The sequence below is a fragment of the Streptomyces sp. NPDC093094 genome (genome assembly GCF_044754345.1).
GTDB lineage: Bacteria > Actinomycetota > Actinomycetes > Streptomycetales > Streptomycetaceae > Streptomyces.
This window is the reverse complement of the sequence record NZ_JBIVOX010000002.1, coordinates 263,026-283,082: the sequence shown is the minus strand read 5'-3', so window position 1 is coordinate 283,082 and position 20,057 is coordinate 263,026. Positions and strand designations below refer to the sequence as shown.

General features: G+C 71.6%; 12 protein-coding genes. 11 read left to right on the top strand and 1 reads right to left on the bottom strand.

What is annotated here, in order from left to right; translation table 11 throughout:
* The first annotated feature begins 11 nt into the window (after positions 1-11).
* Together ACIQGV_RS04100 and ACIQGV_RS04095 are read left to right on the top strand one after the other, a co-directional pair.
* Complete coding sequence (locus ACIQGV_RS04100; protein WP_402490144.1) at positions 12-1,547, top strand: CHAD domain-containing protein; 1,536 nt, start codon at positions 12-14, stop codon at positions 1,545-1,547.
* A gap of 81 nt (positions 1,548-1,628) precedes the next feature.
* Positions 1,629-3,584 (top strand): TIGR03960 family B12-binding radical SAM protein, encoded by a 1,956-nt coding sequence (locus ACIQGV_RS04095; protein WP_402490141.1) that lies wholly within the window; start codon positions 1,629-1,631, stop codon positions 3,582-3,584.
* Positions 3,585-3,670: 86 nt separating this feature from the next.
* On the opposite strand, the gene ACIQGV_RS04090 is transcribed toward ACIQGV_RS04095, so the two are convergent.
* Complete coding sequence (locus ACIQGV_RS04090; RefSeq protein ID WP_402490139.1) at positions 3,671-4,765, bottom strand: glycosyltransferase; 1,095 nt, start codon at positions 4,763-4,765, stop codon at positions 3,671-3,673.
* A 304-nt stretch (positions 4,766-5,069) separates the two neighbouring features.
* Here ACIQGV_RS04090 and ACIQGV_RS04085 point away from each other — a divergent pair, with 304 nt between their 5' ends.
* The 9 genes from ACIQGV_RS04085 to ACIQGV_RS04045 all read left to right on the top strand — a co-directional run bounded on the left by ACIQGV_RS04085 (position 5,070) and on the right by ACIQGV_RS04045 (position 19,930).
* A complete protein-coding gene (locus ACIQGV_RS04085; RefSeq protein ID WP_402490138.1) occupies positions 5,070-6,215 on the top strand; it encodes a hypothetical protein in 1,146 nt (381 codons plus the stop codon).
* Positions 6,216-6,261: 46 nt separating this feature from the next.
* The gene (locus ACIQGV_RS04080) at positions 6,262-7,044 is read left to right on the top strand and encodes a TIGR03936 family radical SAM-associated protein (RefSeq protein WP_402490136.1); all 783 of its coding nucleotides are present in this window, start codon (positions 6,262-6,264) and stop codon (positions 7,042-7,044) included.
* A gap of 264 nt (positions 7,045-7,308) precedes the next feature.
* A complete protein-coding gene (locus ACIQGV_RS04075; protein ID WP_402490133.1) occupies positions 7,309-11,454 on the top strand; it encodes a ribonuclease E/G in 4,146 nt (1,381 codons plus the stop codon).
* A gap of 311 nt (positions 11,455-11,765) precedes the next feature.
* Positions 11,766-12,086, top strand: coding sequence for a 50S ribosomal protein L21 (gene rplU, locus ACIQGV_RS04070; RefSeq protein WP_402490130.1), 321 nt, complete (start codon positions 11,766-11,768; stop codon positions 12,084-12,086).
* A gap of 14 nt (positions 12,087-12,100) precedes the next feature.
* Positions 12,101-12,355 (top strand): 50S ribosomal protein L27, encoded by a 255-nt coding sequence (gene rpmA / locus ACIQGV_RS04065; protein WP_402490128.1) that lies wholly within the window; start codon positions 12,101-12,103, stop codon positions 12,353-12,355.
* 171 nt (positions 12,356-12,526) lie between these two features.
* On the top strand, positions 12,527-13,972 hold the full coding sequence (gene obgE / locus ACIQGV_RS04060) for a GTPase ObgE (protein ID WP_402490125.1): 1,446 nt from the start codon (positions 12,527-12,529) through the stop codon (positions 13,970-13,972).
* Positions 13,973-14,143: 171 nt separating this feature from the next.
* Positions 14,144-15,742: an alkaline phosphatase D family protein gene (locus ACIQGV_RS04055; protein ID WP_402490122.1), complete on the top strand. Its 1,599-nt coding sequence runs from the start codon at positions 14,144-14,146 to the stop codon at positions 15,740-15,742.
* A gap of 381 nt (positions 15,743-16,123) precedes the next feature.
* Positions 16,124-17,623: an SDR family NAD(P)-dependent oxidoreductase gene (locus ACIQGV_RS04050; RefSeq protein WP_402490119.1), complete on the top strand. Its 1,500-nt coding sequence runs from the start codon at positions 16,124-16,126 to the stop codon at positions 17,621-17,623.
* A gap of 186 nt (positions 17,624-17,809) precedes the next feature.
* Complete coding sequence (locus tag ACIQGV_RS04045; protein WP_402490116.1) at positions 17,810-19,930, top strand: hypothetical protein; 2,121 nt, start codon at positions 17,810-17,812, stop codon at positions 19,928-19,930.
* Positions 19,931-20,057 lie beyond the last annotated feature (127 nt).

Here is a 20,057-nt window from a genome sequence, read left to right as displayed (position 1 = left end):
ACATTCGGGGCATGGCGGACACCAAGCGTGAGATCGAGCGGAAGTACGAGTCCGACGACAGCGGGCTGCCCGACCTCACCGGCGTCGCCGGTGTCGCGGCCGTGATCGACAAAGGTGTCGCACACCTGGACGCCACCTACTACGACACGGCCGACGGGCGTCTGGCCGCGTCGTCGATCACGCTGCGCAGACGCACGGGCGGCTCCGACGCCGGCTGGCATCTGAAGTTCCCGGTCGCGCCGGGTGTGCGGGACGAGATCCGGGCCCCGCTGTCCGACACCGTGCCCCGCGCGCTGGCGGGGCTGGTCCGCTCACGGGTCCGGGACACCGCGCTGGGACCCGTGGTCCGGCTGCGCTCCGACCGCGATCTGCGCGACCTCACCGACGCCGACGGCCGGCTGCTCGCCGAGGTCGGCGTGGACGCCGTGTACGCGGAGCGGCTCGACGGGAGCGGCGGACAGGCCCAGTGGACCGAGATCGAGGTGGAACTCGCCGACGGCGGGGACCCGGTCTTCCTCGACCAGGTGGAGAAACGGTTGCGCAAGGCGGGTGTCCGTCCGTCGGCGTCCTCCTCCAAGCTGGCCCGGGCGCTCGCGGAGACCGCCCCCGCCAAGACCGGGCCCGCCCCCGGGAAGAAGAAGAGCGGGCGCAAGGGGAAGCGGGGCCCGGCCGGGCCGGAGACGGCCGGTGACCACGTCCTGGAGTATCTGCGCGCCCAGCGGGACGCGATCGTCACGCTCGATCCGGCGGTACGGCGTGACATGGACGACTCGGTGCACTCCATGCGCGTCGCGACCCGGCGCATGCGCAGCGCCCTGCGCTCCTTCGGCTCGGTCCTCGACCGCTCGCTGACCGACCCGGTCGGCGAGGAACTGAAATGGCTCGCGGGGGAGCTGGGCGTCGACCGCGACCAGGAGGTGCTGACCGGGCGGATCACCGGCGCCCTCGGCGAACTGCCCCGCAATCTGGTCGCGGGGCCGGTGCGCACCCGGCTGCGGACCTGGAGCAACGCCCGGCGCGGCGGATCCCGCAGACGGCTGATCGCCGTACTCGACGGGAAGCGGTATCTGGCGCTGCTCGGCACGCTGGACGCGCTGATCGACACCCCGCCGCTGCGGAAGGCGGCGGCGGGGGATCCGCGGAAGGTGATCGCCAAGGCGGTCCGCAAGGATCTGGCGAAGCTGTCCGGCCTGGTGGAGCAGGCCCTGGACCTGCCTCCCGGCCAGGAGCGCGATCTCGCGCTGCACGAGGCACGCAAGAAGGCCAAGCGGACGAGGTACTCGGCGGAGACGGCGACCGTGCCGCTCGGGGACCCGGCGGCGGAGCTGGCACGGTCGATGAAGTCGCTTCAGAACCTCCTCGGCGACCACCAGGACAGCGTGATGGCCCGTGGAGCCCTGCGTGAGCTGGCGGTTCACGCGCAGACGGCGGGGGAGAGCGGGTTCACATACGGGGTGCTGTACGGGCGGGAGGAGCTGCGGGCGGCGCTGGACGAGGCGGAGTTGCCGGGAGCCTGGGCCGCGGCGAGGAAGGCCGCGCGGATCTGAGCGTGCGGGGCGCGGTGACGGTCGCGTTAGGCTAGATGGTCACCCCTGTCAGTTCAGTCCTGCTCACGAAGGTCCTCCGTGATGTCTGCCGAGTCGGTTTTCCCGCAGCTCGAAGCCCTGCTGCCGCATGTGCAGAAGCCGATCCAGTACGTGGGCGGCGAGCTCAATTCCACCGTCAAGGAGTGGGAGAGCTGTGACGTCCGCTGGGCGCTGATGTACCCCGACGCCTACGAGGTCGGGCTGCCCAACCAGGGCGTCATGATCCTCTACGAGGTGCTCAACGAGCAGGAGGGCGTCCTCGCCGAGCGCACGTACAGCGTGTGGCCGGACCTGGAGGCGCTGATGCGGGAGCACGCCGTCCCGCAGTTCACGGTGGACAGCCACCGCCCGGTGAAGGCGTTCGACGTGTTCGGTCTGTCCTTCTCCACGGAGCTGGGCTACACCAACATGCTGACGGCGCTGGACCTGGCGGGCATCCCGCTGGAGTCCAAGGACCGCGGGCTGGACGACCCGATCGTGCTGGCCGGCGGCCACGCGGCCTTCAACCCCGAGCCGATCGCCGACTTCATCGACGCCGCCGTCATCGGCGACGGCGAGCAGGCCGTGCTCGACATGACGAGGATCATCCGCGAGTGGAAGGCCGAGGGCCGTCCCGGCGGCCGCGAGGAGGTCCTCTTCCGGCTGGCGAGGACCGGCGCGGTGTACATCCCCGCGTTCTACGACGTGGAGTACCTCCCGGACGGCCGTATCGCCCGTGTGGTGCCCAACAAGTCGGGTGTGCCGTGGCGTGTGTCCAAGCACACCGTCATGGACCTGGACGAGTGGCCGTACCCCAAGCAGCCGCTGGTCCCCCTGGCCGAGACCGTCCACGAGCGCATGTCGGTGGAGATCTTCCGCGGCTGCACCCGCGGCTGCCGCTTCTGCCAGGCGGGCATGATCACCCGTCCGGTGCGCGAGCGCTCGATCACGGGCATCGGCGACATGGTCGAGAAGGGCCTGAAGGCGACCGGCTTCGAGGAGGTCGGCCTGCTGTCGCTGTCCTCCGCGGACCACTCGGAGATCGGTGAGGTCGCCAAGGGCCTCGCGGACCGGTACGAGGAGGACAAGATCGGTCTGTCCCTCCCGTCGACCCGCGTGGACGCCTTCAACGTCGACCTGGCGAACGAGCTGACCCGCAACGGCCGCCGGTCCGGTCTGACCTTCGCGCCCGAGGGCGGCTCGGAGCGCATGCGCAAGGTCATCAACAAGATGGTCTCGGAGGAGGACCTGATCAGGACGGTCGCGACGGCGTACGGCAACGGCTGGCGCCAGGTGAAGCTGTACTTCATGTGCGGCCTGCCGACCGAGACCGACGAGGACGTCCTCCAGATCGCCGACATGGCGATGAACGTCATCGCCAAGGGCCGCGAGGTCTCCCGTTCCAACGACATCCGCTGCACGGTGTCGATCGGCGGGTTCGTGCCCAAGCCGCACACCCCGTTCCAGTGGGCGCCGCAGCTGTCGGCGGAGGAGACGGACGCGCGTCTGGAGAAGCTGCGCGACAAGATCCGCGGCGACAAGAAGTACGGCCGCTCCATCGGCTTCCGCTACCACGACGGCAAGCCCGGCATCGTCGAGGGCCTGCTCTCCCGCGGCGACCGCCGGATCGGCGCGGTCATCCGCGCGGTCTTCGACGACGGCGGCCGCTTCGACGGCTGGCGCGAGCACTTCTCCTACGACCGCTGGATGGCCTGCGCCGACAAGGCCCTGGAGCCCTTCGGCGTCGACGTCGACTGGTACACCACCCGCGAGCGCACCTACGAGGAGGTCCTGCCCTGGGACCACCTCGACTCGGGCCTCGACAAGGACTGGCTGTGGGAGGACTGGCAGGACGCCCTCGACGAGACCGAGGTCGAGGACTGCCGCTGGACCCCCTGCTTCGACTGCGGTGTCTGCCCCGCCATGGACACCCACATCCAGATCGGCCCGACCGGCAAGAAGCTGCTGCCGCTGACCGTGAAGAACGCGGCACCCGCAGCGAGCGGACACACGCACTGAGCGGACACCCGCACCGAGGTGAGGGGCCCTTCCCGGCCGGGAAGGGCCCCTTCTTCCTGCCTGCCGCCCGGCAGGCAGGCCCGTTCTCAGGCCGGCTGGGGGCGGGGGGCCCCGACGGAGAGACGGGCGCGGGCGAAGTCGCGGTTGGCGACGACCCGTTCGTGGTGGGCCTCGGGGAGCCTTCCGCCGTCCAGGAGCTCTTCGCACGCCTCCAGTGATTCGCGGTAGGCACCCATCCAGTAGGCCGCCACCGCCAGTTCGTCCAGGGACTGCCAGTCGTACCAGCCGTGTTCCACGAAGAGGATGTCGTCGGGCAGCGGGATCTGTGTCGCGCGCTGTGCGAACAGGTAGGCGAGCGGCCAGCGTTCGCCCTGGACACGGCAGAGACGGGCGAGTTCGCCGAGCGGTTCGGCCCGGGTGGGCCGATACGCGTGGGCGTCCAGGAAGCGGGCCGTCACCTCGGGCGCCCTGCGCCTCAGCGTCACGGCGAGCCGGGCCGCGTAGAGCCGGGCGCAGAACGTCTCCTCGTCGAATCCGGCCATCTCCGTGCGGCGGTCGTAGGCGGCGAGCGCCTTCGCCGGTTCACCGGCGTCGCGCCAGCTCTGGGCGAGATAGAAGGCGTACCGGGCGTTTCCGGGTTCCTCGGCGAGCCCGTCCTTCAGGATCGCGGCGTCCCGCAGGTACTTCGAGCGCACGCTGCCCTGCGACCGCCCCCCGCCGCCCTTGACGACCGTGCGGACGCCGTCGAGGGGTGCCCGGCTGAACGGCGTGTCGCACTCCAGGTACTCGTGCAGCACGCCGGTGTAGCGCCAGGGCAGCCGGGTCGACACCATCGCCGGGCGCCGGTGCACCACGGGGCCGTGGTGCACCTCGATGTCGTAGCAGTCGTGGGTCAGGTCCGGCCAGGTGAAACCGGGGTCGGTCTCCAGCACGTCGTCGGCGTCGATGAACAGCAGATGGCGCGCGCGGTCCCGGGCCCGTTCGATCGCCTCCGTACGGCTCGCCCCGAATCCTTTCCAGGGGCTCTCGTACAGCGAGCCGGGCAGGTCGGCGAGGGCGTCGCGGACGACGTCCTGGGTCCCGTCGGTCGAACCCGTGTCAAGGACCACCCAGGTGTCGACCAGAGGACGCACGGATTCGAGGCAGCGCCGGATCACATGCGCCTCATCCTTGACGATCATGTTCAAGCAGACCGATTTCATGGCTTTTTCTTTTCTCCGGGGAAAAGGGTCGGCCGGTGAATTTATCGGGCGCGGGTAGCCCGTACAAGCAACCACCGACGGTGCCGGACCGGAGAAATTCTTGTGCTAATCGCTGGAATTCCCGGCGGGATTTCTGGCGGCGGCCGGACCCGTCGCGGCACGGAGCGCCGGGAGTCCGGAGAATCGGCGGGGCGGCAGGTCGTGCGGCCGTGGGCGGCGCGCTGTGACGGCATCGCAACCCGTGGGGTGAATCCACGGCACCCGCCGTCGCGTCCTTGCGGACATGGAAACGCAGAAGCCGTTGCCCGAGCCCCGGCAACCGGAGGGATGCCTCGTCGCCGCCGTCCGCATCCCCGTGCGGATCGTCGTGCTCGTGCTGGTCGTGCCGGTCCGCATGGTGTGGGACGCGCTCGTCGTCGGCGGGCGCGTGCTGCGCGACACGGTGCTGCGCCCGGCCGGACGAGCCCTGCTGTGGGTGGGGCGGGCCGTGTTCGTGTGGCCGTTCGTGGGACTGTGGCGGTACGTCGTCGTACCCGTGGGCAAGGCGCTCGGTCTGCTGGGACATGTCCTGCTCGTCGTACCCGCGGTGTGGCTGTACACGTACGTGCTCACACCGGCCGGACACGCGATCGCCTGGGTCTGCCGGGGGATCGGGGCAGGGCTCGGCTGGACGGCCCGAGGGGTCGGGGCCGGGCTCGGCTGGGTGTACGCGCGCGTGCTGACGCCCGTCGGGCACGCCGTGATGTGGCTGCTGCGCGGCACCGGGCGGGTGCTCGGCGCCCTCGGGACGGGCGTCTGGACGGCCCTGGCCCGGCTCGCGCGGTACCTGGTCGTCGTCCCCGCGGTGTGGCTGTACACCTGGGTGCTCGCGCCCGTCGGGCAGGCGCTCGCCTGGTGCGCGCGCGGGGTGGCCTGGGCCGTCGGGAGGTGCGTCACCGGGATCGGGTTCGTCCTGTACTGGATCACCCGGGTGCTGTTCGTGCTGCCCGCGGTCGGTGTGTGGCGGTATCTCCTCGTCCCCGTGGGCCGCTTCCTGGCGGTCGTCGGACGGGAGATCGGCGACGCCCTGGGGCACGCCTGGCGGATCGCGGGGCACCTCTCGCGCGCCGTCGGCCGGTTCCTCGCCACCCTCTTCCGGTGGATCCTCGTCGACCCGGTGCGATGGGTCTACCGCACGGTCCTCACCCCTGTCGGGCACGCCGTACGGGACACCGTGCTGCGGCCCGCCGCCGAAGCCGCCCGCGCCGTGGGCCGGGCCACGCGCCAGGCCCTCACGGCCGCGCGGGAATCCGCCCGGCAGGCGCGCGCGGACTTCCGGCGCATGCTGTTCGGGGAACCGCGGGAGCCACAGGAAGTGGCCCGGCGGGAACCTGGCGGCCGCGAGACACGTACTCTTGGTAGAAGTACGACCGCTCTCACGAAGGACTAGGACACTGGGCAAGCGACAGCCCGAAGGCCCGCCGCCCGCACCCGCGGTGCAGCGCATCCGACTGCGCTACACCAAGCGCGGCCGCCTGAGGTTCACCAGCCACCGCGACTTCCAGCGCGCTTTCGAGCGTGCGCTGCGCCGCGCCGAGGTCCCCATGGCCTATTCGGCCGGTTTCACGCCGCACCCGAAGGTGTCCTACGCCAATGCCGCACCCACCGGCACGGGCAGTGAGGCGGAGTATCTGGAGATCGCGCTCACCGCAGCGCGCGACCCGGAACAGCTGCGCGCCCTGCTCGACGAGTCGCTGCCCCCGGGGCTCGACATCGTCGACGCGGTCGAGGTCCGCACGTCGGGGCTCGCCGACCGGCTCACGGCCTCGGTGTGGGAACTGCGCCTGGTCGGCGTGGATCCCGCCGACGCGAGCCGCGCGGCGGCCGCCTTCAACGGGGCCGAGACCGTCGAGGTCCAGAGGATGACCAAGAACGGCGTCCGTACCTTCGACGCCCGCTCGGCCGTCGTCGCTCTGGAGAGCGTGGCGGAGAGTGCGGAAACACACAGTTCGCCGGCTGATAGGCCGACCGGCCAGCCCTGTGCGATACTGCGGCTGGTTGTTCGGCACGTGACGCCTGCCGTTCGACCCGACGACGTCCTGTCCGGTCTTCGCGCCGTGGCCGACCTGGCGCCGCCGGTCCCCGCTGCGGTGACCAGGCTGGCGCAGGGGCTGTTCGATGAAGAGACCGGCTCGGTGACCGACCCGCTCGCTCCCGACCGCGAGGCAGCAGCGGCCCAACCGGCCGCGGCGACTGCCGCCGCGAAGGAGCCGGCGTAAGGAAGGTCCCGCGAAGGGACGGACGTCGAAAGCGCCGCCCTCGTACTCGGGAGCCACCTGGGTCGGGCAGCGCACCCACCAGAAGACTTTCGCCAGGCCGTACGCGACAAGGCGTACGGAACCGGCGAGACAGGACACAGAGAGCTCCCGTGCGGCGCCCGCGCCCCGGACGGCGGCCCACGCGCACCGCGCGAGCCGCGGACGTCACCGGCACCCCGCCGGACCATGCGCGGCGCCCGGGAGCCTGACGGGAGATACGCCCGCATGCTCGAACCGACCGAACCCACCGAGGGTTCCGAACAGAACACCCCGAGCGACACCCTGCCGCCGCGTCGTCGGCGCCGTGCCGCTTCCCGCCCGGCGGGTCCGCCGTCCGGCACCTCCGACGCGCCGGTGGAGACCGTCGCACAGGCCGTACCGGCCGCCACGGAGACCGAGGCCGAGGAGCCCGCTGTCGAGGAGGCCGCTCCGGCGGCTCGTCCGCGTCGCCGTGCCACCCGCCGGGCCTCCGCGCCCGCCGGTGCCCCGCAGACCGCCGAGGTGGTCGAGCCCACGGAAGCCGCCGCCGAGGCCCCCGCGCCCGTGGCCGAGGAGCCTGCCGTCGAGGAGGCCGCTCCGGCGGCTCGTCCGCGTCGCCGTGCCACCCGCCGGGCCTCCGCGCCCGCCGGTGCCCCGCAGACCGAGGAGACGGCCGTGACGCCGGAGGCCGCCGAAGAGGCCGCGCCCGCCGTCGAGGAACCCGCTGCCGTCGAGGAGGCCGCTGTCGAGGAGGCCGCTCCGGCGGCTCGTCCGCGTCGCCGTGCCACCCGCCGGGCCTCCGCGCCCGCCGGTGCCCCGCAGACCGCCGAGGTGGTCGAGCCCACGGAAGCCGCCGCCGAGGCCCCCGCGCCCGCCGTCGAGGAGCCTGCCGCGGCCGTCGAGGCCGACGCCGCCGAGACGCCGGCCGCCGAGGAGGCCCCGCGCCGCACCCGTCGGCGTGCGACCCGGCGTGTCTCCGCCCCGGCGGAGACGGCCGAGGTGCCCGCGTCCGCCGAGGCCGCGGACTCCGGTGCGACCGCCGAGACTCCCGTGGCTGTGGAGACGCCCGAGGCGCCCGTCGCCGAGACCGCTCCCGCCACCGAGGTCAAGGCCAAGGCCAAGGCCGAGGCCGTCGCCGAGCAGGGCCAGGAGGACGCCGCCGCGCCGCGTCGCCGTCGCCGGGTCGTCCGCAAGGCCGCGACCGGCTTCTCCGAGCCCGCCCAGGCCGCCGCGCCCGCCGCCGAGGCGGAGCCCGAGCCCGGGACGCGCCGCCGTGCGCGGCCCGCCGTGGCCGTGTTCCAGGCGCCCGTCTTCACCGAGCCGAAGTTCCAGACGCCGGAGCGTGCCGCCGCCCAAGCGGCCGCCGAGGCCGCGGAGGAGGCCGAGGCCGCCGAGCCCGAGGAGATCGCCGAGGAGCCGGCCGGCACACGCCGCCGTCGCCGCCGCAAGGCGTCCGCCGGCTTCGGGTACGGCGAGGAGAGCGAAGCCGCCCCGCAGACCGCTCCCGCGGCCGCCCCTGAGACCGCCGTCGCCGCCGACGGCGCGGCGGAGACCGTCGCCGAGGACGAGGACGCCGAGGAGTCCGCCGACGACTTCGCCGAGGGCGAGGAGGACGCCGAGGACACCGGTTCCCGTCGTCGCCGTCGCCGCGGAGGCCGTCGCCGCCGCCGTGGTGAGTCCGCCGACGCCGACTCCGCCGACGAGTCCGAGGAGCTCGCCGCCGAGCAGGCCGCGCAGGACACCGAGGACACCGCCGAGCAGGAGGAGGAGGACGCCGAGGACGACGAGACCGGCGGGTCCAGCTCCTCCAGCCGTCGCCGTCGCCGCCGTCGTCGTCGCGCCGGGGACAGCTCCGCCGACAGCGAGCCCGGCGAGGGCGACCCGGAGCGCACCGTCGTCAAGGTCCGCGAGCCGCGCAAGCCCGCCGAGCCGTCGGACGAGGTGCAGTCCATCAAGGGCTCGACCCGTCTGGAGGCCAAGAAGCAGCGTCGCCGCGAAGGCCGCGAGCAGGGCCGCCGCCGCGTTCCGATCATCACCGAGGCGGAGTTCCTCGCCCGCCGCGAGGCCGTCGAGCGGGTGATGGTCGTCCGCCAGCACGGCGACCGCACGCAGATCGGCGTTCTTGAGGACAACGTGCTCGTCGAGCACTACGTCAACAAGGAGCAGTCGACCTCGTACGTCGGCAACGTCTACCTGGGCAAGGTCCAGAACGTGCTGCCGTCGATGGAGGCCGCCTTCATCGACATCGGCAAGGGCCGCAACGCCGTGCTCTACGCCGGTGAGGTCAACTTCGAGGCGCTGGGCCTGGCCAACGGCCCCCGCCGTATCGAGTCCGCGCTGAAGTCCGGCCAGTCCGTGCTCGTCCAGGTCACCAAGGACCCGATCGGGCACAAGGGCGCGCGTCTGACCTCGCAGGTCTCGCTGCCCGGCCGCTACCTGGTCTACGTGCCCGAGGGCTCGATGACCGGTATCAGCCGCAAGCTCCCCGACACCGAGCGGGCCCGGCTGAAGACGATCCTCAAGAAGATCGTCCCCGAGGACGCGGGCGTCATCGTGCGCACCGCCGCCGAGGGCGCGAGCGAGGACGAGCTGCGCCGTGACGTCGAGCGGCTCCAGGCGCAGTGGGAGGACATCCAGAAGAAGGCCAAGAGCGGCAACGCCCCGACCCTTCTGTACGGCGAGCCGGACATGACCGTCCGGGTCGTGCGCGACATCTTCAACGAGGACTTCTCCAAGGTCGTCGTCAGCGGCGACGAGGCGTGGTCGACGATCCACGGCTATGTCTCGCACGTGGCCCCGGACCTGGCCGACCGGCTGTCCAGGTGGACCTCCGAGGTCGACGTCTTCGCGACGTACCGGATCGACGAGCAGCTCGCCAAGGCGCTGGACCGCAAGGTCTGGCTGCCCAGCGGTGGCTCGCTGGTGATCGACAAGACCGAGGCCATGATCGTGGTCGACGTGAACACCGGAAAGTTCACCGGTCAGGGCGGCAACCTCGAAGAGACCGTGACCAGGAACAACCTGGAGGCGGCCGAGGAGATCGTGCGCCAGCTGCGGCTGCGCGACCTCGGCGGCATCGTGGTCATCGACTTCATCGACATGGTCCTGGAGTCCAACCGCGACCTGGTGCTGCGCCGTCTGCTGGAGTGCCTGGGCCGCGACCGCACGAAGCACCAGGTGGCCGAGGTGACCTCGCTGGGCCTGGTGCAGATGACCCGTAAGCGGGTCGGCCAGGGCCTGCTGGAGTCGTTCTCGGAGACCTGCGTCCACTGCAACGGCCGCGGTGTCATCGTGCACATGGAACAGGCGACCGCCGCCGGTGGCGGCGGCAAGCGCCGCAAGCGCGGCCGCGCCGGTGCCGCCGACCACGAGCACGAGCACGAGACCGTGGCCGCCGAGCCCGCGGTGACCGCCGAGCAGGAGGCGGAGACCGAGGCCGAGGTCGCCATGGAGACGGCCGAGCCGGTCGCGCTGCCCGCGCCCGAGTTCGCGCCGGACGAGGAGCTGTACAGCAGCGTCGCCGAGGCGGAGGCCGCCGCGTCCCGCGGCCGCTCCCGCCGCCGGGCCGGCCGCCGGGCGTCCGCCCCGGCCGGTGCGCCCAGGGCGGAGAGCGGCTCCAGGTCCGACGCCCGCCGTGCGGAGCGCGAGGCCGCCGCCGAGGCGGAGGCCGTCGTGCCCACCGCCCAGCAGGTGACCCTCGCCGAGGAGGCCGAGCGACCGGTGCAGGCGCAGTCCGCCGCCGCGGTCCAGGCCGACCCGGCCGCCGCCGAGGACCCCGTCCTGCACGCCGCTCCCGCCGCGGAGGCCGCGCCCAAGGGCCGCACCCGTCGCCGCGCCACCCGCAAGGTGTCCGCGCCGGCCGGGTCGCCCGCGGGTGCCGAGGCCGCCGTGGTCACGGTCGGCGAGAGCACGGCGCCGGTGACGCCGGAGCCGCAGCCGGAGGTCCCCGCGGCCGTCGAGGAGGCCGCACCGGCCGCCGAGACGCCCGCCGAGAGCGCCCCGGCCCGTCCGCGGCGCCGGGCCGTGCGCAAGGCCACCGCGCCGACCGCGTCCGAGGAGGCGGCCGTCGTGGTCGTCCCCGCGGCCGAGGCCCCGGCCGCCGAGGCCGAGGCTCCGGCGGCGGAGGTCACCGAGGCCGAGCCCGTCGAGGTCACCGAGGCCGAGGAAGCCGCTCCGGCCAAGAAGGCGGCCGCCCGCAAGACGGCGAAGAAGGCCACGGCCAAGAAGGCCGCCACCAAGAAGACGGCGGCGAAGAAGACCGTCGCCAAGAAGGTGACGGCCAAGAAGGCGGCGGCCAAGTCGACCGCCGCGAAGAAGACCACGTCGAAGAAGACCGCGGCGGCGGCGCAGCAGGCGCAGCCCACCGTCACGGCCTCCACCGACGAGGGCTGAGCGCGTCAGGCCGCCGGGCGGGTGCCTCTTCGGAGGTGCCCGCCCGGCGGCACGACCGCCGGGGCCTGTCGTCGGGGTCCCGGATCGCGCGGCACCGGTCCGGCGTGACCGACCGCACTCCCGCGGGGCCCGGCCCGGTTTGACCCTCTCGGCCACGGCCCCGTAACCTTGACCGTCGGCGTGTCACATGAGCGCGCCACATCCCCGTAAACCTCTTCCTCCCGAGCACACGGTGGTCGGGAGAGGTCGTCCGCGTCGTGCGCCGGACGGCTGGCCTGCGGGGTGCCGTTCCGAGCGAAAGAGAGATCCGCGTGTACGCCATCGTGCGCAGCGGCGGTCGCCAGCACAAGGTTGCTGTCGGCGACGTCGTCGAGGTTGACAAGATTTCCACCGCCAAGGTTGGCGACACGGTCGAGCTCTCGACCCTGCTCGTTGTCGACGGCGAGGCCGTGACCAGCGACCCGTGGGTGCTGGCCGGCATCAAGGTCCAGGCCGAGGTCGTGGACCACCACAAGGGCCAGAAGATCGACATTCTGCGCTACAAGAACAAGACGGGCTACCGCCGTCGCCAGGGTCACCGCCAGCAGTACACGGCGATCAAGGTCACGTCCATCCCGACGGCCGCGAAGTAAAGAGGGACTGAGCAATGGCACACAAGAAGGGCGCATCGTCCACCCGGAACGGTCGCGACTCGAACGCCCAGCGGCTCGGCGTGAAGCGCTTCGGCGGTCAGGTCGTGAGCGCCGGTGAGATCCTGATCCGTCAGCGCGGCACGCACTTCCACCCGGGTGCGGGCGTCGGCCGTGGCGGCGACGACACGCTGTTCGCCCTGCAGGCCGGTGCGGTGCAGTTCGGTACCCACCGCGGCCGCAAGGTCGTGAACATCGTCCCGGTCGCCTGAATCCTCTGATTCGAGGCCACGGAGCCTGACAGGGGCCCGGGCTGCGAAGCCCGGCTCCCGGCTCCGACCGGACGTTCCGCGAGGCGGACCTCACTTCCCGATCGGGAAGGCGGGTCCGCCTTTCGCGTGTTAAGCAAGAGACATTCCGTACGAACCTGGAGGCACCGAACCATGACCACCTTCGTGGACCGCGTCGAACTGCATGTCGCCGCGGGTAACGGAGGTCACGGCTGTGCCTCCGTCCACCGCGAGAAGTTCAAGCCGCTCGGCGGCCCCGACGGCGGCAACGGCGGGCGTGGCGGTGACGTCACCCTGACCGTCGACCAGTCGGTGACGACTCTGCTCGAATACCACCACTCCCCGCACCGCAAGGCCACCAACGGCAAGCCCGGCGAGGGCGGCAACCGCTCCGGCAAGGACGGCCAGGACCTGGTCCTGACCGTGCCGGACGGCACCGTCGTGCTCGACAAGCAGGGCAACGTCCTCGCCGACCTGGTCGGCCACGGCACCTCGTTCGTCGCCGCGCAGGGCGGCCGGGGCGGGCTCGGCAACGCCGCGCTGGCCTCCGCCCGCCGCAAGGCGCCGGGCTTCGCGCTGCTCGGTGAGCCGGGCGACCTCCAGGACATCGTGCTGGAGCTGAAGACGGTCGCCGACGTGGCCCTGGTGGGCTACCCGAGCGCGGGCAAGTCCTCGCTGATCTCCGTGCTGAGCGCGGCCAAGCCGAAGATCGCGGACTATCCCTTCACGACGCTCGTGCCGAACCTCGGTGTGGTGACGGCCGGCAACACCGTCTACACCATCGCCGACGTACCCGGTCTCATCCCGGGCGCCAGCCAGGGCAAGGGCCTGGGCCTGGAGTTCCTGCGGCACGTGGAGCGCTGCTCGGTGCTGGTGCACGTCCTGGACACCGCGACGCTGGAGTCCGACCGTGACCCGGTCTCCGACCTGGACATCATCGAGGCGGAGCTGAAGCAGTACGGCGGCCTGGACAACCGGCCGCGGATCGTCGTGATGAACAAGATCGACGTGCCGGACGGCAAGGACCTCGCCGAGATGGTGCGGCCGGACCTGGAGGCGCGCGGCTACCGCGTCTTCGAGGTGTCGGCGGTGGCGCACACCGGTCTGCGGGAGCTGTCGTTCGCGCTGGCCGACCTGGTCGCCCAGGCGCGTGCCGCCAAGCCGAAGGAGGAGGCGACCCGGATCGTCATCCGGCCCAAGGCCGTGGACGACGCGGGCTTCACCGTGACGCGCGAGGAGATCGGCGGGGAGCCGCTGTTCCGGGTGCGCGGCGAGAAGCCCGAGCGCTGGGTGCGGCAGACCGACTTCAACAACGACGAGGCCGTCGGCTACCTCGCCGACCGGCTCAACCGCCTCGGTGTCGAGGACCAGCTGATGAAGGCGGGCGCCCGGGGCGGCGACGGCGTCGCGATCGGCCCCGAGGAGAACGCGGTCGTCTTCGACTGGGAGCCGTCCGTCACCGCCGGCGCGGAGATGCTGGGCCGGCGCGGTGAGGACCACCGCTTCGAGGAGCAGCGGCCCGCGGTGCATCGACGCCGCGACAAGCAGGCCGAACGGGACGACGCGCAGCAGGAGTTCGACGACTTCGAGCCGTTCTAGACAGCCCGGCGCCGAGCGGTTCCGGCGGGCGGTCCGTGCATGTCACGGGCCGCCCGCCTTTGTTGTCGTATTTGTCATGCCCTTGTCCATGCGTGTTCGGCGGCCGTACCGCACTCCTGTGGGAACTTCCCGGCAGTCCAAGAGGTGGACAGGACGAGGGAGCCAGCCGAAATGAACCGTGTCACCGGGCCCGGGTCGCACGACCGGCGCCGCTTTCTGACCGCGGGCACCGCCGTGCTGGGCGCCTCCGCCTCCGCCCAGTTGTGGCTGCCGGCCGCGGCGCGGGCCGAAGCCCCGCTGCCCGAGGGGGTGTTCGGCCTGGGCGTGGCCTCCGGCGATCCGCTGCCGGACGGGGTGGTCCTGTGGACCCGGCTCGCCCCCGAGCCCCTCGACGGCGGCGGCATGCCCGAGCGGACCGTGCCGGTGCTGTGGGAGGTCGCCGAGGGCGAGAGGTTCGCCCGGCGGGTGCGGCGCGGCACGGCGTACGCCCGGCCCGAGCTCGGGCACAGCGTCCACGTCGACGTGCGGGGCCTGTGCCCGGGCCGTACGTACTGGTTCCGCTTCCGCGCCGGAGGCCGGATCTCGCCCGTCGGCCGCACCCGCACCGCACCGCACCCGTACGCCGCGGGCGGTGCCCTGCGTCTGGCCCTGGCCCCGTGCCAGAACTGGCAGCACGGGTACTTCACCCCGTACGCCGACATGCTGGCGCAGGACCCGGACGTCGTCCTCTTCGTCGGCGACTACATCTACGAGTCGGCGCCCTCGGCGACGGCCGTACGGCGGCACGAGGGGAGCGGCGAGCCGTACACCCTGACCCAGTACCGCAACCGGTACGCCCAGTACCGCAACCGGTACGCCCAGTACCGCAACCGGTACGCCCAGTACCGCAGCGACCCGGATCTCGCGGCCATGCACGCGAACGCGCCCTTCGTGGTGACCTTCGACGACCACGAGGTGGACAACGACTTCGCCGGCGAGATCCCGCAGGACCCCGACAGGCAGACCCACGACGCCTTCGTGGCCCGGCTCACCGCGGCCTGCCGGGCGTACTACGAGCACATGCCGGTGCGGGCGGCCGCGATCCCGGACGGTCCGCACATCCGGATGCACCGCCGGCTGGAGTTCGGCCGGCTCGCCCGGCTCGACGTGCTCGACACCCGGCAGTACCGCAGCGACCAGGCCGTCAGTCAGGCCGGCGCCCGGGATCCGGCGCTGACCCTGCTCGGCGCGCGGCAGAAGCGGTGGCTGCTGGAGGGGCTGCGCGACTCCCCGGCCCGCTGGAACCTGATCGCCTCGCAGATCATGATGGCGGAGACCGATCTGCTGGCCGGCGAGGGCAAGCAGTGGTTCTACGACGCCTGGGACGGCTACCAGGCCGAACGCAACGAGTTCCTGAAGGCGTTCCGCGGTGTGCGCAACCCGGTGGTGCTCACCGGGGACCGGCATCTGACCATGGTCAGCGAGCTCAGGGCGGACTTCGCGGATCCGGCCTCCCCGGTCGTCGGAGCCGAGTTCGTCGGCACCTCCGTCTCCAGCGGCGGTGACCAGGACCAGGACGCCTTCCGCCGTGAGTGGGGCCCGCGGCTGGCGGACAACCCGCACTGGAAGCTGATCGACGCCCGTCGCGGCCACCACCTGTTCGACGTCCGCCGCGACGGCATCGACGCCCGGGTGCGTGTCGTCGACACCGTGCGCAGCCCCCGGTCCGCGTCGGGCACGCTCGCCCGGCTGCGGGTGGACGCGGGGAGGCCCGGCGTGCGGGTGGTGTGAGACGGAGCGCCGTAAAACCGCGGAATCGAGGTCGTGAATTCCGTGGCATAGGCCCTCCGTTCGTGCCGTATTTCTCGGCATGTACGCAACGACATTCTCGCCATGTACGCAACGAACGGGCTGACGCATATGAACCCTTACGCCACGATGTGAAGACCCGTACGGCCGCCGCCGACTGGGCCGATCGGTGTAATCGAACATTGCTGTGGAGTGACTCACAGCAATTTCATGGGTCCGTCCGGGAATGATCCGTCAATCACCGCGAGTGCAAGGTGAATGACAGGTTGCGCGCGCATATGAGGTGAAGGACACCCGCCTTGCATCGCGGTGACGGAGAGTGGGACGATTTCGAAGTCTCTGTCGCCCCGAGGTAGGTCACCTGTGTCCCAGCCCCCAGCCAAACCCCGTACGACCGCAGTGGTCCTGGCCGGTGGTACCGGTCAGCGCGTGGGTCTGTCGATCCCCAAGCAGCTGCTGAAGATCGCAGGCAAGGCAGTCATCGAGCACACCCTGACCTCTTTCGAGAAGGCCGATTCGATCGACGACGTCATCGTGCTGATGGCGCCCGGCTACGTGCCCGACGTCGAGCGGATCGTCGCCAGGGCCGGATTCGGCAAGGTCCGCAGGGTCATCGAGGGCGGCGCCACCCGCAACGAGACGACCGAGCGCGCCATCGAGGCCCTGAGCGAGGGACTGGCCGAGGGCGAGGACGCCAACGTCCTGTTCCACGACGCCGTACGCCCGCTGCTGTCGCAGCGCGTCATCGACGACTGCGTCGCCGCGCTGGAGCGCTACCAGGCCGTCGACGTCGCCATCCCCTCCGCGGACACCATCATCGTGACCCGCACCCACGGCGAGGACGGCGAGTTCATCACCGAGATCCCGGACCGCTCCCGGCTGCGCCGCGGCCAGACCCCGCAGGCGTTCAAGCTGTCCACCATCCGCCACGCCTACGAGATCGCCGCCGGCGACCCCCACTTCCAGGCCACCGACGACTGCTCCGTCGTGCTGAAGTACCTGCCGGACGTGCCCATCCACGTCGTCGCGGGCGACGAGTACAACATGAAGGTCACCCAGCCGGTCGACGTCTTCATCGCCGACAAGCTCTTCCAGCTCGGCTCCACCGCCGCGCCCGAGCAGAACGGCGAGGACGCCTACCGGGAACTGCTGACCGGCCGGACCGTGGTGGTCTTCGGGGGCTCCTACGGCATCGGCCACGACATCGCCGAGCTCGCGGAGAGCTACGGCGCCACGGTCTACGCCCTGGGCCGCTCCACCACCGGGACCCATGTGGAGAACCCGGAGGAGGTGGACGACGCCCTGTCCCGGGCGTACGCCGAGACCGGCCGCGTCGACTACGTCGTCAACACCGCCGGTGTGCTGCGCATCGGCAAACTCGCCGAGACCGACAACGCCACCATCCAGGAGGCCCTGAAGGTCAACTATCTCGCCCCGGTGCAGATCGCACGGTCGGCGTACAAGTACCTCGCCGAGACCAAGGGGCAGCTGCTGCTGTACACCTCCAGCAGCTACACCCGCGGCCGTGCCGAGTACAGCCTGTACTCCTCCACCAAGGCCGCCATGGTGAATCTCACCCAGGCCCTGGCGGACGAGTGGGCCACCGACGGGGTGCGCGTCAACTGCATCAACCCCGAGCGCACCGCCACGCCGATGCGCACCAAGGCTTTCGGACAGGAGCCGTCGGGCAGTCTGCTCTCCTCCGAGGCCGTCGCCCGCACCTCGCTCGACGTGCTGCTGTCCGAACTGACCGGACATGTCATCGACGTGCGCCAGCAGGATCCGACCGCCTCCGCGGGCGAGGCATCAGGATTCGAGCAGGCGCTGGCCAGCGTCCTCGACCGGCAGGACGGCATGTCATAATCGAGATCAATTAGCCTTCTTTCATTCAGGCCTCTGTGATGTCCGTTCGGGGAGTATTCGCAGGGGCCTGAATCCGTAAATTTCGGGAAAGTGCACTTGATGCTTTTCCGATGTTTGCGGGGGCTGTCGGCCTCCGTCGATGCTTGCAGGATTTACACCACAGGTACCCCACAGAGCAGGTTCTCCGTGATAACCACCGCTATTCGCGTAGCCAGGGTCGGCAGCGCGGCCGAGCTGGCCGCGGCGGTCCTCCTGATGCTGGGCTTCCCGGCACTCATGGTGGCCGCGCTCGTCCCGAGCGTGCCCGCCTTCGTGGCCGCGGCCGCCGTGACGTACCTGGCGGACCACTATCTGCACCACAAGGGCAGCTATCTGATCAACCGCCTCAGCAAGGTGCGGGCAGGTCTGTCGATCCGCTTCCTGATCAGGCAGCTGCTGCTCGTCCTGCTGCTGGCCCGGCTGTCCCTGTCGGACAGTGTGATCTTCTACAGTGCGGTCGCCTGCTTCATCGCGTTCTACGGTCTCCAGGCGCCGCACGGAGCGCTGGTCACACTGATCCGCAACCGCCGCCGGCTGCCGGTCGCCACCCGCAACGTCGACCTCGCCGCGCGCGTCCGCATCCCCGACGCCCCGCCGCGCCTCCTGCTGCACCGGTCGGCCGAGAAGGTCCTCCATCTCGATCTGTTCGCGGTCGTCGGGATACTGCTCAGCGCCGGTACCGGCAGCGACCTCGTCGGCTTCGTCGGCATCACCCTCACCCTCGTCCTCGCCGCCGCCTACGACCTCGCGCTCATGCCGTACGTGCGCGGCGACAGGATCCCCCCGAGCGCCGACAAGGTGCTGGCGGCCGTCGACGACTGGCTGCACGCCCACCGCCCCGAGACGGTGCTCTACTTCTCCGGCTCCAAGGACTCCGCCTACCAGGTCAACATGTGGCTGGAGACCATGGAGCAGCTCGACTCCACCCCGCTGATCATCCTGCGCGAGCGCACGATGATGGAACGCCTCGCGCCCACCACCGTGCCGGTCGTCTGCGTGCCCGGCGGAGTGCACCTGATGAACATGGACCTGTCCACCGTCCGGGTCGCGCTGTACGCGGCGAACGTCGGCAAGAACATCCACATGCTGCGCGTCCCCACCATGAAGCACGTCTTCATCGGCCACGGCGACAGCGACAAGCTCGCCAGCGTCAACCCCTTCAGCAAGGTCTACGACGAGGTGTGGACGGCGGGCCGGGCCGGTCGCGACCGCTACGCCATAGCGGACGTCGGCGTACGCGACGAGGACATCGTGGAGGTCGGCCGCCCGCAGCTGGCGCCCATCCGGACCGGACAGGCCGTGCCCGCCGACGCCCGCGGCGGATCCGCGGACGGACGCTGTCCCACGGTGCTCTACGCGCCCACCTGGGAGGGCTGGGACGACAACCCCGGCAACACCTCGCTCGTGCTGGCCGGCGAGAACATCGTCAAGGCGCTGGTGCAGGCCGACCCCCCGGTCCGTGTCCTGTACAAGCCGCACCCCTTCACCGGCACGGTCAGCGCCCAGGCCAAGGCCGCCCACCAGCGCATCACCGCCCTGGTCGAGCAGGCCGCCGCCGAACGCGCCGCCGGCGAGGACTTCACCGCCGACGCGGACGCCCTGGCGCTCGCCCGGGCCGAGCTGGTCCGCATCGAGGCCCGGCTGGCCGAGCTGACGGGCAGCGCCGAGACCCGCGACGAGGCCGAGGCCACCCGCGAGGGACTCGTCGACGTCGAGAAGCACGAGGAGATCGCCCGGCTGCGCACCGAGTGGAACGACGCCCACTGGCGTGCCTTCCCCGCCTGGGAGCACCGCGTCATCACGGGCGCCGAGCCGCCTCTGTACGACTGCTTCAACGTCTCCGACGCGATGGTCTCCGACATCTCCTCCGTCGTCTCCGACTTCATCGCCAGCGGCAAGCCGTACGCCGTCACGGACTCGGCCGGCCTCGGCGCGGAGGAGTTCAGGCGGCAGAACACGGCCGTGCGCGCCGCGGTGATCCTCACCAACGGCGCCACCGAGCTGAGCGGGCTGCTGGACGCCGTACGCGACCCGGTGGCCGATCCGCTGGCCGGGGAGCGTGACGAGCTCAAGCGGTATCTGCTCGGTCCCGACGAGCCGAAGTCCATCGACCGGTTCAACACCGCGATCGCGAACCTCGCCCTGAAGGCGGAGTCCCGCAACCTCGGGCAGTCGGCGAGAGCCGCCGCGGCGGAACCGGAGCCCGCCTCGGAGCTGGCCGAGGCCGTTCCCGGCCAGCACGAGGCGAACGGCCCGGCCGCGGGCTGACGGTCGCGGCCGACCGGACGGCCGGCCGCGACCGGGCGTGGTTCCGGGAGCTGAAACGCCCGCGCGTGCGGCGATCTCCTTCGCGTACATTGCGGGCGGACAGAGCCGGACAGCCGGAGAGCGGCGC

What these genes read in the sequence shown, in the direction of transcription:
- ACIQGV_RS04100 (WP_402490144.1), top strand. Translation starts at nt 12, where the DNA reads ATGGCGGACACCAAGCGTGAGATCGAGCGGAAGTACGAGTCCGACGAC.
- ACIQGV_RS04095 (WP_402490141.1), top strand. Translation starts at nt 1,629, where the DNA reads ATGTCTGCCGAGTCGGTTTTCCCGCAGCTCGAAGCCCTGCTGCCGCAT.
- ACIQGV_RS04090 (WP_402490139.1), bottom strand. Translation starts at nt 4,765, where the DNA reads ATGATCGTCAAGGATGAGGCGCATGTGATCCGGCGCTGCCTCGAATCC.
- ACIQGV_RS04085 (WP_402490138.1), top strand. Translation starts at nt 5,070, where the DNA reads ATGGAAACGCAGAAGCCGTTGCCCGAGCCCCGGCAACCGGAGGGATGC.
- ACIQGV_RS04075 (WP_402490133.1), top strand. Translation starts at nt 7,309, where the DNA reads ATGCTCGAACCGACCGAACCCACCGAGGGTTCCGAACAGAACACCCCG.
- rpmA (WP_402490128.1), top strand. Translation starts at nt 12,101, where the DNA reads ATGGCACACAAGAAGGGCGCATCGTCCACCCGGAACGGTCGCGACTCG.
- obgE (WP_402490125.1), top strand. Translation starts at nt 12,527, where the DNA reads ATGACCACCTTCGTGGACCGCGTCGAACTGCATGTCGCCGCGGGTAAC.
- ACIQGV_RS04055 (WP_402490122.1), top strand. Translation starts at nt 14,144, where the DNA reads ATGAACCGTGTCACCGGGCCCGGGTCGCACGACCGGCGCCGCTTTCTG.